Source organism: Caballeronia sp. SEWSISQ10-4 2 (genome assembly GCF_030464885.1).
Taxonomy (GTDB): Bacteria; Pseudomonadota; Gammaproteobacteria; order Burkholderiales; family Burkholderiaceae; genus Caballeronia.
Map to the genome: position 1 here is coordinate 1 of NZ_JALPRJ010000132.1, position 15,134 is coordinate 15,134.

General features: G+C 60.2%; 16 protein-coding genes. 2 read left to right on the forward strand and 14 right to left on the reverse strand.

Features of this window, described 5'->3' with window-relative positions; all coding sequences use genetic code 11:
* Positions 1-163: 163 nt before the first annotated feature.
* The 14 genes from M0D69_RS41070 to nac form a co-directional block, all read right to left on the reverse strand.
* Complete coding sequence (locus M0D69_RS41070; protein ID WP_301787535.1) at positions 164-928, reverse strand: SDR family oxidoreductase; 765 nt, start codon at positions 926-928, stop codon at positions 164-166.
* Positions 929-978: 50 nt separating this feature from the next.
* Positions 979-1,827 carry a transporter substrate-binding domain-containing protein gene (locus tag M0D69_RS41075; RefSeq protein ID WP_047848093.1) on the reverse strand — a complete coding sequence of 283 codons (849 nt, stop codon included), beginning with the start codon at positions 1,825-1,827 and terminating at the stop codon, positions 979-981.
* A gap of 67 nt (positions 1,828-1,894) precedes the next feature.
* On the reverse strand, positions 1,895-2,623 hold the full coding sequence (locus M0D69_RS41080) for an amino acid ABC transporter ATP-binding protein (protein ID WP_301787522.1): 729 nt from the start codon (positions 2,621-2,623) through the stop codon (positions 1,895-1,897).
* Between the two features lie 26 nt (positions 2,624-2,649).
* Complete coding sequence (locus M0D69_RS41085; protein WP_301787523.1) at positions 2,650-3,399, reverse strand: amino acid ABC transporter permease; 750 nt, start codon at positions 3,397-3,399, stop codon at positions 2,650-2,652.
* Positions 3,400-3,401: 2 nt separating this feature from the next.
* Positions 3,402-4,103 carry an amino acid ABC transporter permease gene (locus tag M0D69_RS41090; RefSeq protein WP_301787524.1) on the reverse strand — a complete coding sequence of 234 codons (702 nt, stop codon included), beginning with the start codon at positions 4,101-4,103 and terminating at the stop codon, positions 3,402-3,404.
* A 303-nt stretch (positions 4,104-4,406) separates the two neighbouring features.
* Complete coding sequence (locus tag M0D69_RS41095) at positions 4,407-5,405, reverse strand: D-glycerate dehydrogenase (RefSeq protein WP_301787525.1); 999 nt, start codon at positions 5,403-5,405, stop codon at positions 4,407-4,409.
* 28 nt (positions 5,406-5,433) lie between these two features.
* Entirely contained in the window at positions 5,434-6,174 is a 741-nt protein-coding gene (locus M0D69_RS41100; RefSeq protein ID WP_301787526.1) for an SDR family oxidoreductase, read from the reverse strand.
* A gap of 44 nt (positions 6,175-6,218) precedes the next feature.
* On the reverse strand, positions 6,219-6,986 hold the full coding sequence (locus M0D69_RS41105; RefSeq protein ID WP_301787527.1) for a LamB/YcsF family protein: 768 nt from the start codon (positions 6,984-6,986) through the stop codon (positions 6,219-6,221).
* 13 nt (positions 6,987-6,999) lie between these two features.
* Positions 7,000-7,428 (reverse strand): biotin/lipoyl-containing protein, encoded by a 429-nt coding sequence (locus M0D69_RS41110; RefSeq protein ID WP_301787528.1) that lies wholly within the window; start codon positions 7,426-7,428, stop codon positions 7,000-7,002.
* Positions 7,429-7,432: 4 nt separating this feature from the next.
* Positions 7,433-8,437 (reverse strand): biotin-dependent carboxyltransferase family protein, encoded by a 1,005-nt coding sequence (locus M0D69_RS41115; protein WP_301787529.1) that lies wholly within the window; start codon positions 8,435-8,437, stop codon positions 7,433-7,435.
* The gene (gene pxpB / locus M0D69_RS41120; RefSeq protein ID WP_301787536.1) at positions 8,434-9,108 is read right to left on the reverse strand and encodes a 5-oxoprolinase subunit PxpB; all 675 of its coding nucleotides are present in this window, start codon (positions 9,106-9,108) and stop codon (positions 8,434-8,436) included. Before pxpB ends, M0D69_RS41115 begins: the two co-directional genes overlap by 4 nt.
* Positions 9,109-9,200: 92 nt before the next feature.
* Entirely contained in the window at positions 9,201-10,550 is a 1,350-nt protein-coding gene (accC, locus tag M0D69_RS41125; RefSeq protein WP_301787530.1) for an acetyl-CoA carboxylase biotin carboxylase subunit, read from the reverse strand.
* Positions 10,551-10,552: 2 nt separating this feature from the next.
* Complete coding sequence (gene accB, locus M0D69_RS41130) at positions 10,553-11,035, reverse strand: acetyl-CoA carboxylase biotin carboxyl carrier protein (protein ID WP_301787531.1); 483 nt, start codon at positions 11,033-11,035, stop codon at positions 10,553-10,555.
* Positions 11,036-11,196: 161 nt separating this feature from the next.
* A complete protein-coding gene (nac, locus tag M0D69_RS41135) occupies positions 11,197-12,144 on the reverse strand; it encodes a nitrogen assimilation transcriptional regulator NAC (RefSeq protein WP_301787532.1) in 948 nt (315 codons plus the stop codon).
* A gap of 409 nt (positions 12,145-12,553) precedes the next feature.
* Here nac and M0D69_RS41140 point away from each other — a divergent pair, with 409 nt between their 5' ends.
* Both M0D69_RS41140 and M0D69_RS41145 read left to right on the forward strand, forming a co-directional pair.
* The gene (locus tag M0D69_RS41140; RefSeq protein ID WP_301787533.1) at positions 12,554-13,657 is read left to right on the forward strand and encodes a porin; all 1,104 of its coding nucleotides are present in this window, start codon (positions 12,554-12,556) and stop codon (positions 13,655-13,657) included.
* A 183-nt stretch (positions 13,658-13,840) separates the two neighbouring features.
* Positions 13,841-14,875, forward strand: coding sequence for an L-idonate 5-dehydrogenase (locus M0D69_RS41145; protein ID WP_301787534.1), 1,035 nt, complete (start codon positions 13,841-13,843; stop codon positions 14,873-14,875).
* Positions 14,876-15,134 lie beyond the last annotated feature (259 nt).

The window sequence follows — 15,134 nt, forward strand, 5'->3', positions numbered from 1 at the left end:
GTTGGAAAAAGAAATGAAGTGCCGCCACGCACAGTGGCTAATAGTGATAAAAAAAATCAGCTAACTCCCGCAGACCACTAACACCGAAAGCAGCACCCCGGCATAAACCCAGCCCCACGAGCGCCAGCGGACCCCGTCCAACCCCGAGTGTGAACGACCTTGTTTAGAGCGTGGCCGTCACGCCACCATCGACATAAAGAATATGTCCATTGACGAAGTCCGAGGCCGAACTCGTGAGGAATATAGCGGCACCCACCAGATCCTCCACATCACCCCACCGCCGCGACGGCGTACGCCCGATGAGCCATGCGCTAAACGTTTTGTTGTTGACAAGCGCCTCGGTCAGCTCGGTCTTGAAGTAGCCCGGTCCAAGCCCGTTCACCTGGATGCCGTGCTTGCCCCAGTCGATCGCCATGCCCTTGGTCAACATTTTCACCGCCCCTTTTGTCGCCGTATAGGCTGCTATATCAGGGCGCCCCAGTTCGCTTTGAACCGAGCAGATATTGACGATCTTGCCGGCGCCACGCGTGATCATGAAGCGCGCGACCGCCTGTCCGACCAGAAACACGCTGTCCACGTTCGTCCTCATCAACTCCTGCCACTGCTCGTGCGAAAACTGGTCCAAAGGCGCGCGCCGCTGCATCCCGGCGTTGTTGACAAGAATGTCGATAGGCCCGTGCTCACGTTCGATGCTCTCGATCGCCACCGATACCTCCGACGGAGACGTCACATCGAAACTCATTGCATCGACGCTCAGGCCTTCAGCGCGCAGTCGCTCCACCGCTTCCGCAAGGCGCGCCTCATTCCGGCCGTTAAGCACCACCGTCGCGCCAGTAGCCGCGAGTCCTCGAGCGAGCGCAAAACCGATCCCGGTACTCGACCCGGTAACGAGCGCCCGCTTACCCGACAAATCAAACATCTTGAGCATCTGATTCAAAAACGTCTCCTTGTTATTCGCGCGTTCACGATATGCCGTGCTCAGGAAACCGGAGTGAACTTGAGCTGATCGATCGGCGTCACCTTGTCGGTACGCGAGAGGCCGTAAGGCGTCTTCGGGCCGAGCCACTTGTCGAAGATCGCGCTCATTTCACCGCTCGCCTCAAGCGTTGTCAATGCTTTGTTCACGGCGCCGAGCATGGCCGGTTCGTTCTGACGCAAGCCAACGGCGATCGGTTCGAGCAACATGGGTTCGGACGCAATCGCGACCGCGCCGTCAGATCCTTCGACCTGCTTGGTAATCTTGATCGCGGTCATCTGGTTGGTAACGAAACCCTTCACCTTTCCCTGCTGCAGCGCCAGGAAGGCCGAACTGGTGTCATGGAACGTCACCGCCTGACCATCCTTGATCGAGATAGGAATTGACTGCGCTGAAGTCGAGCCATCGGCCGCACTGATTTTTTGCCCTGCGAAATCGGCAAGCTTTTTCCCGGCATCGGCTTTCTTGACGACCAGTACTTCCTTGGTCAAATAATATGCATCGCTAAAGGAAACCTGCGTGGCTCGGGTCTTGGTATAGGCAAGGTTCGCCACCACCATGTCTACGCGGCCCAGTTTCAGTTGCGGAATGCGCGCTTCGACGGCCAGCGGCTCCAGACTCACTTTTACGCCGATCTGCTTGGCAATCGCCGTGCAGATATCCACATCCATGCCTTCGAGCTGACGCGTCTGCGGGTTCGGATACGAGAACGGTTCTACATTGGAGTACACGCCGCAACTCAAGGTACCGTGCGCCTTGATATCGGACAGCTGATCTGCCTGGGCAGACGCGATGCACGCGACCCACCCTGTAAGCGCCAGCATGCTTGCTAATCCCGCTTTTGAACGCATCGAAAAACTCCTGACCTGGATTGAGTTGAGAAAGACCTGGCTTGAAAACCGTGATACGAATACTTCTTTAGTGGGTGCGCAAATCCGACAGGAAACGCTGGGCCCGTTCATGCTTCGGATGCAAGAAAAACTCTTCCGGCTCGGCGGTCTCGATGATTTTTCCCGCATCCATGAACCACACGCGATCCGCCACTTCGCGAGCGAAACCCATTTCATGAGTCACGCACATCATCGTCATGCCGTCCTGCGCGAGGCTCTTCATGACGCTAAGCACTTCACCGACCATCTCTGGATCGAGCGCACTCGTGGGTTCGTCGAAGAGCATGGCCGGTGGGTCCATTGCAAGCGCGCGGGCAATCGCCACGCGTTGCTGCTGGCCGCCCGACAACTGGCCCGGAAACGCCTGCGCCTTGTTGCCAAGTCCCACGCGCGACAACAGGTCTGCCGCCTTGCGCTCGGCCGCGGCGCGTTTCATGCCGCGTACGCGCATGGGCGACAGCGTGATGTTGTCGAGCACGGAAAGATGCGGGAACAGATTGAATTGCTGAAACACGAATCCGACCTTGCTGCGAAACGCATTCAGGCTGATTTTCTTTTCGTGGATGTCCTGGTTGTCGAACGAGATATTGCCGCGGTCGATTTCCTCAAGACGGTTGACCGTGCGAATCAGCGTGGATTTTCCCGAACCGGACGGACCGCATACCACGACGACCTCGCCCTTGCGTACCTCGGCGTTCACATCCACAAGCGCGTGATATTCGCCATACCATTTGTTCACGCCGGAAAATTTGATCATGTCGGATCCTTTGAATGATTAGGCGCTCAGTGCTCGCTCACAGCCGTTTCAAGGAGCGATTGCTCCGCACCGGGACGCGCCTTGTTGGCTTTTCCAGCCCGCTTGCGTGTCACGCGCCGCTCAAGGTAATGAGCCAGCTGCGTGAGCGCATAGCAAAGAATGAAATAACTCAACGCGAGAATCAGGTAGACGGCGAATGGTTTGGTCAGAAGCCGGTTGTTGATCTGGTCCGCTGCAAAGGAAATCTCCTGGACATTGATGATGTATCCGAGCGACGTCTCCTTGATGGTGGACACAAACTGCGTGACCATGCTGGGAACCACGTTATAGAGCGCTTGCGGCAATATCACCGCGCGCATGGTCTTCAGGTAGCTCATGCCCAGCGCTCTTGACGCCTCGGTCTGTCCCTTCGGCAAAGCTTCAATGCCGGCACGAATGATCTCGCCGAGATACGCAGAGTCGTAGATCACGAGAGCACAAAGCATGGTCACGAATCCGGTCACGGGATAACCCGTCAGCACCGGAACAAGGAAATAAACCCAGAATATGACCATCAGCAGCGGCACGCCACGGACCGTGTAGACAAGCGCCGTTGCCGGGGCACGCAATACCTTGAAGTGACTGATGCGAGCCAATGCAACGAGGATACCTAACGGAATGGCAATGACGAGTGCTGATAGAGACAGCAGGATTGTCACTACGATTCCGCCAATCGGGCCGTGCGGATACTGCCCGATCAGCAGCAAGGTCCAGTTGTCGCGCAAGACGTCGAACATGATCACCTGACTCCCGGAATGCGGTAGTGCGCTGCGATCCGGGCGCCGGCCAGCATGATCACGAGTGAAAGGGCGAGGTACAGCACGGTCGCAATCAGATAGGACTCGAACGACAGGAACGTTTCGTTCTCGACCTTGCGAGTGACGTAGGTGAGTTCCGCCGCCCCGATCGCCATCGCGAGGCTGGTGTTCTTGAACAGCACCACAGCGTGGTTCACCATCGGCGGAATCGAATTGCGCAAGGCTTGAGGAAGGATCACGTAACGCATGCCGCTGACGAAGTTCAATCCCAGTGCGCGCGACGCTTCGTACTGACCGTAGGAAATGGCTCGCAACCCGCTGCGAATGTCTTCCGACAGATAAGCGCCGCTGCAAAGCCCGATCGCGATGACCGCGAAGATGAATTGGCCGTTGTACTGGTTCAACCAGTCTTGCAGGGGCATGGGCAGCAGGGTCGAGATGCCGAAGTACCAGAACAGGATCTGCACCAGCGTCGGCACGTTACGGTGATAGGCCACGAAGGTAGCCACGAACAACGTGGCTGGCCTCCGGTTGGTCAGGCGGATCAGAGTCAGCAGAATACCTACGACGAGCGACAGGCACCACGCCAGTCCGGCCATCGCGAGCGTAAGCTCGACGCCATGCAGGAACAATGCGCCGTAGTCGCCTCGCAGGACTGTCGCCAAGTCGAAATGAAGTTTCATGTCACGCGTCCAAAGGGTTCAGAGCACCCTGATACCGGTGCCCGGGTGGGTCGATGACATCCCCCTTTGACTGCCGGAAGATCGTGTCGACGTTCGCCTTGAATTCATACTAGCTCGCAAAAAAACGACCATGCAGACGCCTTTCATCTGGGACGATAAGTTTCGGGAATGGCCGCGGCATGGATGCGCCAGAGCCAAGCCAGAAAAGGATCCGCGCAGATTTTTTAGTATCCCCTGAAGAGCCTTCAATGTCCCTCCGGGCGTAAGCAAAGCACGTCCTTGAGCGACGTCGATATCCACCGCTCAGGCCGGTGCCGGCGCCTGCGTCAGAACCTGCGGGTTAACCGGGGTGAGCACCCGGCCGCGGTTCATTGCGGCGATGAGGTTATCCACGCAGAGCGACGCCATTGCGCGCCGGGTCCTGATCGACGCGCTGCCAATATGCGGCGTCAGCACGACGTTCTTGCAGGCCAGCAACGCGGGATTGACCCGAGGTTCGCCCTCGAATACATCGAGCGCGGCGGCGGCAATGCTGCCTTCGGTCAGTGCTTCGGCGAGAGCGGAATCATCGACTACGCCGCCTCGCGCGATGTTCGTCAGCGTCGCCGACGATTTCATTTGCTTGAGCTCCGCCCGGCCGATCGCGTGATGCGAACTGGCGGAATAAGGCACGACCAGGATCAGATGATCGGACTCGCGAAGCAGCACTTCCTTCTCGACATAACGCGCGCCGCACTCTGTCTCTATGGCCGCGGCCAACGGCGTGCGGTTGTGATAGATCACGTCCATGTCGAACCCGCGCGACGCACGTTTTGCGATCTCCTGTCCGATGCGGCCCATGCCCAGGATGCCGAGCGTGGCGCCATACACGTCGCCTCCCACGAACATATCGAAGCGGCCGGTCGTGACCCAGTCGCCCGCCCGCAGGAAATGCTCGGACTCGGTCATTCGACGGGCGGCGGCCATCATGAGGGCGAAGCCGAAATCAGCCGTGGTGTGTGTCAGCACGTCCGGCGTGTTGGTGACGAGCACGCCGCGCGCGGTGCACGCGTCGACATCGACGTTGTTATAGCCCACGCCAATGTTGCACACGGCCTTCAGTTCCGGACAGGCGTCGAGCAGGGTTGCATCGATCCGGTCACTACCCGCCGTCACGGCTCCGCGCTTGCCTTGCAGGCGTGCGATCAGTTCCTGCTGGGTCCACACCGTGTCGGACGGGTTGTCGGTCACGTCGAAATGTTCACGCAGTTTGTCGACGATGTCGGGAAACGATGCCCGTGTGACGAGAACGGAAGAACGCATAGGGTGATCTCCTGATGATGCAATGAGCTTAGTCACGCTTGATCGTTGTCAGGCCGCCAGGCACCTGCAACGTTGGCAGAATTTCCATGTTGCTGATGTTGACCGCGAGCGGCGCTGCAATGGCGAACGCAATGGCATCGGCAATATCAGACGGCAATGGCAGTTCGAAGCCATCGATGAACTGCTTGCGCGCCGCGTCGATATCGCCGTGCACGTGCCCGAAAATATCGGTAGCCACGCGGCCCGGGCAGATCTCGGTCACGCGCACGCGCTTGCCGGTTGCATCGACGCGCAACTGGCGCGACAACGCGTGAATGCCCGCCTTGGTCGCGTGATAGATCGAGTTGCCGCCGAAGTTATAGATGGCTGCAATCGAGCTGATGTTCACAATATGGCCGCGGTCGCGCGCCACCATGCCGGGCATGGTCAACCTGACAATGTGCAGCACCGCCTGAAGATTGACTTCAACCTGCACGTCGACATCTTCAACGTTGGCATCGAGAATCGAACCCTTGCGTGACACGCCCGCATTGTTCACGACGATATCGAACGGCACTTCTTCAGTGAGCCGGGTCACGGCTTCGAGATCGCATACATCGATGGCGTGCGGGATGCATCCGGTGCGCTCGGCCAGTTCGTTCAATCGCTCCGCGTTGCGCGCGAGCGCATGAACTTCGAGGCCTTCGCGGCAGAAGCGCTCAACAATCGCAGCGCCCATTCCGGTTGAAGCACCGGTCACTAAAGCGGTCTTGTAGTCTGAAAACGGCATGAATTACCCCTCTGCTTGATTCACTAAAAATGGCGCCATGGCGCTCACTTGATAAGCCGCGATACCGGCACGATGCGCCCGCCGGCCGATTCGATCGCACCCCGCACCGTGCGCGCAAGTTCGACTGCGCCGGGCGTGTCGCCGTGGAGCAGGATCGACTGAGCGGCAATCTTCAAGCGCTCGCCGGTGATCGTCGTAACCGTGCCATCCTCAAGCAACTGCGTGACGCGGGCAAGCACGGCTACGCGGTCCTTGATCACGGCGCCTTCAAGCTTGCGCGAGACGAGATTGCCTTCGTTGTCGTAGGCACGATCGGCGAGAAAAGTATTGGCGACCCGCAAGCCGATCTTGTCGGCGGCACGCTCGATCTGCGTGTTCGTCGATACGCTGACGATGATGCGGTCATCGAAATCGGCCACAGCGCGCACGAGCGGCTCGGCGAGTTCGTACGATGCCGCCGCCATGTTGCCGAGCGCGCCATGAAAACTCATGTGCGTGAGATGCGCTCCCGCGGCTTTCGCAATGCCCGCGAGCGCGCCCATCTGGTACAGCACGTACTTGGCGAGCTCAAGCGGATCGGCTTGAATCGGCCTGCGTCCAAACCCGAGGAGATCCGGAAAGCCGACATGGGCCCCAAGGTCGATATCCCGTCCAAGCGTCATGCGCACGGTCCGGTCCATGATGACCGGATCGCCCGCGTGATAGCCGCACGCCACGTTGGCCGACGAGATGATCTCCATCATTGCTTCGTCTTCGCCCATGCGGTACATGCCAAAGCCTTCGCCCAGGTCCGCGTTCAGATCGATTTCCACGTTGTCACTCCGTTTAAAGGTGGCGGGCCGGCGCGAGGGTCATCAGTGCAGTCCCGTATCCCACTGTTGCACCCGGCTCGATCAGCCACTTCACAACGACACCGTCGCAAGGTGCGACCACCGGCAGACAAAGCTCTGCAATGCGCAGCAAACCCAGCACATCGCCTTGTCTGACCGCCGCACCCGCTTCGACGAAAGGCGTTGATCGCATCGGATGGCACGTCAGCAGGACACCCGTCGAAACGGCGATGACCTGCGTCTCCCGCGCACTTGGCACGGGTTGCGGATTCACCGCGCTTTTCTCCTCGGGCGCCGGGCCTTCGAGCGTCAGCCGAACCACCGTCCCTTTCCCGCCAATTTCGATAAACCCGATACCCGCCGTTTCGAGCCATCCGGTGATTTGTTCAAGCTCGCTGAGCTGCAATTCTTTTTCCTGTGTCATCTCGCTACGGCCTGTCGCCCCGATGAAGCCCGACGAGGTGCCGCAACTTCGTCATATAGCGGTCGAGTTCATCCAGCGCGTCGACGGCTTCCTCATAGCTCGTCTGCACAAAGCGCAGCTTCGAGCCGATACGCGCCTGCGCCAGCCGCCAAAGATCCGCCTCGATGACCGTGCCGATCTTCGGGTACCCGCCCGACGGCTGGGCGTCGCGCAACTGGATGATCGGCTGGCCGCTGGGCGGCACCTGGATCACACCCGGCACGATGCCGTGCGAGCGCATTTCCACCGGACGTTTTGAATTCAGCACCGGCCCGCCAAGGCGATATCCGTAGCGATCGCTTTGCGGCGTGACCTTCCAGCTTTCCCGCCAGAACGCTTCGATGGAGTCCTGCTCGTAAGCCTCATATTCGGCAGCCGGCAACACGCGCACAACCGTGTCGGCGGAGTCGCTTACAGGACTCGTTTCAAGTCCGCCAAGCGTCCATGACGGCGGCGTCACGCCGAACCCGGCTGCATCCCCTTCCTTCTCGCTGTGCGCCGATTCGGCCACCGCTGCCTGAATGAAATCGCCCTTTTGAAGCTGCCGGCCGAGGAAGCCACCGAACTCGCCTCGCAGTTGCGTACTGCGCGACCCGAGCACGATGGGCACATCGACGCCACCCTTGAGCAGCAGATAGCACCGCGCGCCACTTGCGGGCACGCCAATGGTGAGCACGTCGTCCTTCTTCGCCTGCAAGGTCCACCACGGCAATACCGGACGCTCGCCAAGACGCGCCGAACAGTCGGCTCCCGTCAACGCGAACGCCACGTCTTCCGTGAAGCGAACGCGAAACGGAAACAGCGGGATTTCGATACCCGCGGCATCGTCGGGGTTGCCCAGCAGCAGGTTGCCCACGGCGAGCGCCACGCGGTCCATTGCGCCCGACGTGCCCACGCCGTATCGGAGATAGCCCTGGCGGCCCTGATCCTGAATCGTCGCCAGAGCAGCGTTGGAAAGTACTTCGATCATCGGACAATCCTCTCGACCCGGAAGCGGATCATGTCACCGGGCGCGAGCATGGCCGGATTCGTGCGGGCCGGGTCGAAGAACGACATGTCCGTGTGACCGATCGTGTTCCAGCCGCTCGGTCCGGCTGACGCCGAGACGCCGGTCTGGACGCCGCCGATGGACACCGCGCCACCCGGCAACCCGAGCACCGGTACCTTGCGGCGCGGCGCTGCAATGCGCGGATCCATGCCGCCGAGATAGCAATAACCCGGGTGACTGCCAAGGGCATAGACGGTATAAAGCGGTTCGCTATGCAGCGCCACGATCTCATCCACCGCGAGCCCCGTGTGCGCGACTACATCGCTCAAATGCGGCCCGAAATCGCCGCCGTATTGAACTGGCAGCACAACGGTCTTGCCTTCGAGCGACAGCTCTTCGGCTTCTGCCCAGGCGTCGTTCAGCGCGGCCGCGAGGGAGGCCGTCTGGCGCGGCGGCCGGTCGAACGTGAGCATAAGGTTCGACATGCCGGGAACCGCTTCCCGGATACCCTCCCACGTCGCGGCACGTTGCCCGAGCGCCCAGATGCGGCGCTGCGTCCGCAGATCGAGTTCGCCGGGTGCTTCGAACAACATCGCGCTCGTCCCCAGCAGGCTGATTCGCGGTTTTTGAACCGGGTCGTCGATCAGGGTCATCGAGTGCGCTTTCCTTTGCACATGTCGTTGAGGGCGCTCGGAAGTCAGGGTGCCCGTAGTCGTTGCGTCGAGCACGTGCTCGAGGATCGGGCTCAATTCGTTCTCCTTGCCAGCCAGCGTTCCAGATGGTGAATGTCCACACCGCCCGCGCAGAAGTCGTTGTCGTCGAGTACGGCGCGATGTAGCGGCACATTCGTTCGAATGCCTTCAATGCGCATTTCCGACAACGCGATCCGCATACGTGCGAGCGCTTCCGCGCGACTCGCGCCGTGGGTCACGACCTTGGCGATCAGGGAGTCGTAATACGGCGGCACCGTGAGACCCGCGCTCATGTGGGAATCGACGCGTACTCCGTTTCCGCCCGGCAGTTCCCAATGCGAGACACGGCCGGGGCAAGGCATGAAGGTCGACGGATCTTCCGCATTGATACGGCATTCGAGCGCGTGACCTTGCGTCATGACGTCCGCCTGAGTCATCGAAAGCACGTGGCCTTGCGCGACGCGAATCTGCTCTCGGACCACGTCGATGCCCGACGTCATCTCGGTCACCGGATGTTCGACCTGCAAACGTGTGTTCATTTCAATGAAATAGAACTCGCCGTTCTCGTAAAGAAATTCGAACGTCCCCACGCCGCGGTACCGGTTCTGCCTGCACGCTTCAACGCAGCGCTCACCGACCTCACGGATCAGGTCCGCATCGATGCCGGGCGCCGGTGCTTCTTCCAGCACCTTCTGATGCCGCCGCTGCATCGAGCAGTCACGCGATCCAAGCCAGAGTGCGTTGCCATGGGTATCGCACAGGACCTGGATCTCGACATGGCGCGGATGCTCGAGGAATTTCTCGACATAGAGCTCAGGTTTCCCGAATGCGCGACGGGCCTCCTCGCGCGTCACGGCCACGGCGTCGAGCAATTGTCCGGCGTCAGGCACGACGCGCATGCCTCGGCCGCCTCCCCCACCGGCCGCTTTCACGATCACCGGATAGCCAATCTCGGCAGCTGCCTTCAGGATGCCCTGAGGGTCCTCAGGCAAGCCGCCTTCCGGGCCGGGAACGCAAGGCACACCCGCTGCGCGCATCGCGCGCTTGGCGGCCACCTTGTCGCCCATGGTGCGTATTGAGCGAGGTTCTGGACCGATGAAAGTCATGCCCGCTGCCTCGACCTGCTCGGCGAAGTCCGCGTTCTCCGATAGAAACCCATAACCTGGATGCACGGCCTCAGCGCCGCTGACATGCGCGGCGAACAGGATCGCCGCGCTATTCAAATAGCTTTGCCCGGGTGCCGCCGGACCGATGCACAGCGCCTGGTCGGCGAGACGTACATGGCGGGCATCCGCATCGGCTTCCGAGTGGACCGCGACTGTTTTCAGTCCGAGCTCCCGGCAAGCGCGCTGAATGCGCAGCGCGATCTCTCCACGATTGGCGATCAAGACCTTGTTGAACATGATCAGCGTCCGATCCGAAACAGCGGCTGGCCTGACTCGACTTCGTCGCCTGCATTGACAAGGATTGCGAGAACCGTGCCGGTGAACTCGGACTCGATCGAATTGAACATCTTCATCGCTTCGATGGTGCAGAGCACCTGGCCTTGCGTCACGGTATCGCCGACCTGCACGAACGGCGCTTCGCCCGGCGCCGGTGTGAGATGCACGACGCCGAACATCGGCGCCTCGGTCACGTGGGCTTCGCTTTCAGCGTGGCCGGATGCAGGCGCAGGGGACTCTGCTTGCACTTCGGCTTGTGGGTCGACTGGTGCGGCGGCTCGTGACTCCGCAGGCATCACGGGTGCCATTACAACGCCGGCAGAACCCTCGCGGCTGCCCGGCGTCTTGACGAGCCGAACCTTGTCGTCACCTTCGATCAACTCGATTTCCGCCAGTGGAGACTGTGCGAGCAGGTCGATCAAGGCTTTGATTCTTTCTAGATCCATCATTGAGTCCGGCCCGGTTATTCGTGCGCCGACGCTCAGGCAGCGTGCGGCAAACCGCGACGCCTGCGAGCCACGCTCACAGGCAAATTACGATGAACTCAATGTATCCGGCGCTTAAGATTCTCGCCAAGACGGTTTGGCTTTGTAGCGATAAGACGCGCTTATGGCTCGGCGCTGGTCACGGGCGTGACGCCCAGCGCAAGGTCCGCAGCCAGTTCGAGCAGGATGTCCTTGACCGCCGCGGCCGGTTCGGAAAGCGGAAGATGATCGGACAAACAGACCGAAAGCGGGATCTTGATGACGGGCGAGACAATCCGGCATTGCACGACATCACCCGTGCCCGCCACCACGCGCGCGGTCGAATCCGGCAGGATCGTGGCCCCGATGCCGGCGCTCACCGCCGCGGCCAGCGTGGTTGCCGACTCGATCTCCGCGACGACCTTGGGCACCATCTGGACGCGTGCAAACCCTTCGTCGACGTATTTTCGAAGGTAATTGTAAGGTCTGGGCAGCAGCAGCGGGACGTCGCGCAAATCGGTAACGGCAATCTGACCGGGGGCGATACCCATGCTGCGTGGCGCCACGAGAAAGAGTTCCTCATTCAGCAACAGCTGAAATGAGAGGCCGTGGACCGGCTTGTCGCCATACAGCACGGCCATGTCCATGCGCCCGTTCATGATGAGTTCGCTGAGCGTCGTGCCGAAGTTCTCGTTGATATACAGAAGAATGTCCGGATGACGCGCCCGCACCGATGTCAGCAGCGGCAGCGACAATGCGGAAGCACCGGTCCCCGGCGCAAGCCCGACCGACACGGATCCCGACAAGGTCTGCCCGGCGCTCTTTACATCGGCCTGGGCTTGCTCATATTGCCGGAGGATGAGTTGCGCATGCCGATAAAGCGTCGCGCCCGCCTCTGTCGCAGTCACACCACGCTTGGTGCGCACGAGGAGTTGTTGCTGAAACTCGCTTTCGAGCGTGATCAGTTGCTGACTGAGCGCCGGCTGGGCAATATGCAGAACCTCGGCAGCCTGAGTAAGGCTGCCGATATCCACAATCTTCACGAAGTACCTAAGTCGCCGCAGATTCACGTTCGTTGCCTGAAAAGTCATTCGATTTTCAGATGATAGGGCAAGGTCCGCCCCGCCGACAGCCATCAAAAACCCCAGTCTCGCGCATTCGCCCCTCGGATTTCGCATCCATAAGTGGATGTTATTGCGTCAGCGCAAAGACGTCTTGGCGCTAACTTTTTCACCCGCTTAACGTTGCGCATCAACAAAGGCCCGTTGTTACCGACCGTGCGAGACGGCCATGCCGGAGCATCTCCAATGCTCCGCTGCGCCGGATTTCCGATCGGACGTCCGGCGCGTAGCGGGCAGTTCCGGGAGCGCAGTGCAGCATGCAGGCGCCCGGAATGTTGGGCGACGATAAGCGAATGCAGCCCGCCCAGGGGCGCGCCGGCGATACGCAAACGCTTGCCATGAAACACAGGGTTTGGATTTTCGACAACAGGGGAACAACATGAAAAAGATTTGCTTCGCCGTACTAAGTGCAACGTGTGCCATGAGTGTCGCCCACGCGCAGTCGTCCGTCACGCTCTACGGGATTATCGATGAAGCCATTCGCTTCGATACCCACCAGAACAAGACCGGCGGAAAGCTCTTCACCATGGGAAGCGGCGGCGAAATGTCGGGCAGCCGCTGGGGCTTGCAAGGCTCGGAAGACCTGGGCGGCGGCATGAAAGCGATCTTCCAGCTCGAAAACGGATTCACACCGAACACCGGCGTGACGCAGCAGTCGACCCCGTCGGGTGCGGTCCGGCTTTTCGGCCGTACCGCCATGGTCGGGCTCGTGTCGTCCTACGGCACGGTCACGCTTGGCCGCCAGTACACGCTCGTGCATGAAATGGGCTACACGCATGACATCTATGCGTTCTCGAACTACACCGGGACCACGGGCTTTCAGGGTGCGGGTGAAACCGGCGGCGGACGCCTCGACAATACGGCTCGCTATACCTCGCCGACCCTTGCCGGCTTCACCCTGCGCAGTGCGTACACATTTGGCCAGACTGCAGGGAACGTCCATCAGAACTCTTCGCCGGCCGTCAGTCTTTCTTATGATCGCGGACCGCTCAGCGTGGGCGCTGCTTATCAGATCATCAATAATATTGGTGGCCTGACACCATCGACGACGGCTTATGGCAGCACGTATTTCGGCATCACGATCCCCGACAGTTCGCAGAAGGTATTCACTGCGGGCGCGACCTACAAGATCGGCGATGCCAAGATCTACGGCTCCTACATTTATAGCCACGTGTATCCGGCTGACTACAGGAATGATTCGTTTTCCGTCGCAGCAAGCTACTTCATCACGCCTTCGCTGCAAGTGGCGCTGCCGTTTTATATCGACTTCCTGCATCACGCGAGTGCAAGCGGGACGCGGATCACGACTGGAACGACGCTTGACTACTTGCTCAGCAAGCGGACCGACGTTTATGTCGGCGTGGACTACAACCACCTGACCGGCGCATGGACCACGCTGGCGGGTAGCACAGGCTCGAACCAACCGTTCTTTGGCTATAACTCGCTGTTTGAAGCGACGATCGGCTTGCGTCACCGGTTCTGATCGACTGACCGGTTCGTTGTGAATGCGCGCGGCCCTGGCCGCGCGCAGCGGGATGGCACTGTGATCATAAGGCGGGCCTATTGGTCCAGATCGAATCGATCTTGTTCAAGCTGAAGACCTGGCCGTAGAGTGGAGCACGCTCAACGCACCGCTCAATGCACTGCTCAACAAGGGGTTTTCGTCATGCATGCACTCGTGATTCACGCGCCGCTGGATTTACGCATTGAAGATATTCCGACTCCCGAACCGGAAGCGCATCAACTGCTGATCCGCGTTCGCGCTGGCGGCATCTGTGGTTCTGATCTCCATTACTTCAATCACGGTGGCTTTGGGACGGTTCGCATCAAGGAACCGATGGTGCTCGGGCACGAGGTATCCGGCGTGGTGTCGCGCACAGGCACAGATGTCACCGACATGCCCGTCGGAACCCGCGTGTCGATCAGTCCCAGCCGGCCTTGCGGACACTGCGAATACTGCCAGCAAGGTTTGCAGAACCACTGTCTCGACATGCGCTACTACGGCAGCGCCATGCGCACGCCGCACGTCCAGGGTGCGTTTCGCCAGGAGATCGTGATCGATCGATCGCAGGCGCATGTTGTCTCGGATACGCTGACCGACGCCGAAGCCGCCATGGCCGAGCCACTGTCGGTTGCGCTTCACGCGGTTCGCCGCGCGGGGCCGTTGCTCGGCAAGCGTGTGCTGGTCACGGGATGCGGTCCGATCGGCGCGTTGATTGTGGCGGCAGCGCGCCGCGCCGGCGCCGCGCATATCGTGGCAACCGATGTCAATGAATTGCCGCTTAAAAGCGCGCGCGAGGTCGGTGCCGACGAGACGTTCAACATCTTGCAGGCGCCCGACGCGCTCCTGCCTTTCGCCGCACGCAAGGGCACGTTCGATGTGCTGTTCGAAGCCAGCGGCAATGCCTCGGCATTGCGTGGCGCGTTCGACGCGATCCGGCCGCGTGGCGTCATCGTTCAGGTTGGTCTTGGGGGCGACGTGCCTCTGCCGATGAATATCATTGTGGCCAAGGAATTCGACTTGCGTGGTGCGTTCCGGTTTCATGAGGAATTTGCCATCGCCGTTGAGCTGCTTAACAAGCGGTTGATCGATACCGAGCCGCTGATATCGGACATCTTCTCTTACCGCGATTCGCTCAAGGCTTTCGAAACCGCGAATGATCGGTCGAAAGCGATGAAAGTCATAGTGGATTTTGCCTGACCCGGGGGGGTTCGTTCGCACTCGGGGTTCTGTTTCGGGGTTTTGGGGTTGGTGGTCGGGGTTGGTGGTCGGGGTTGGTGGTCGGGGGTGGTGGTCGGGGGTGGTGGTCGGGGGTGGTGCCGGGTTGGTGCCGGGTTGGTGCTTTCAGCCTTAGTGGTCTGCGTGAGTTAGCTGATTTTTTACCACTATTAACCACTGTGCGTAGCGGCACTTCATTTCTTTTTCCACCGGCGAAAAAGAAACAGAAGCAAAGAAAACG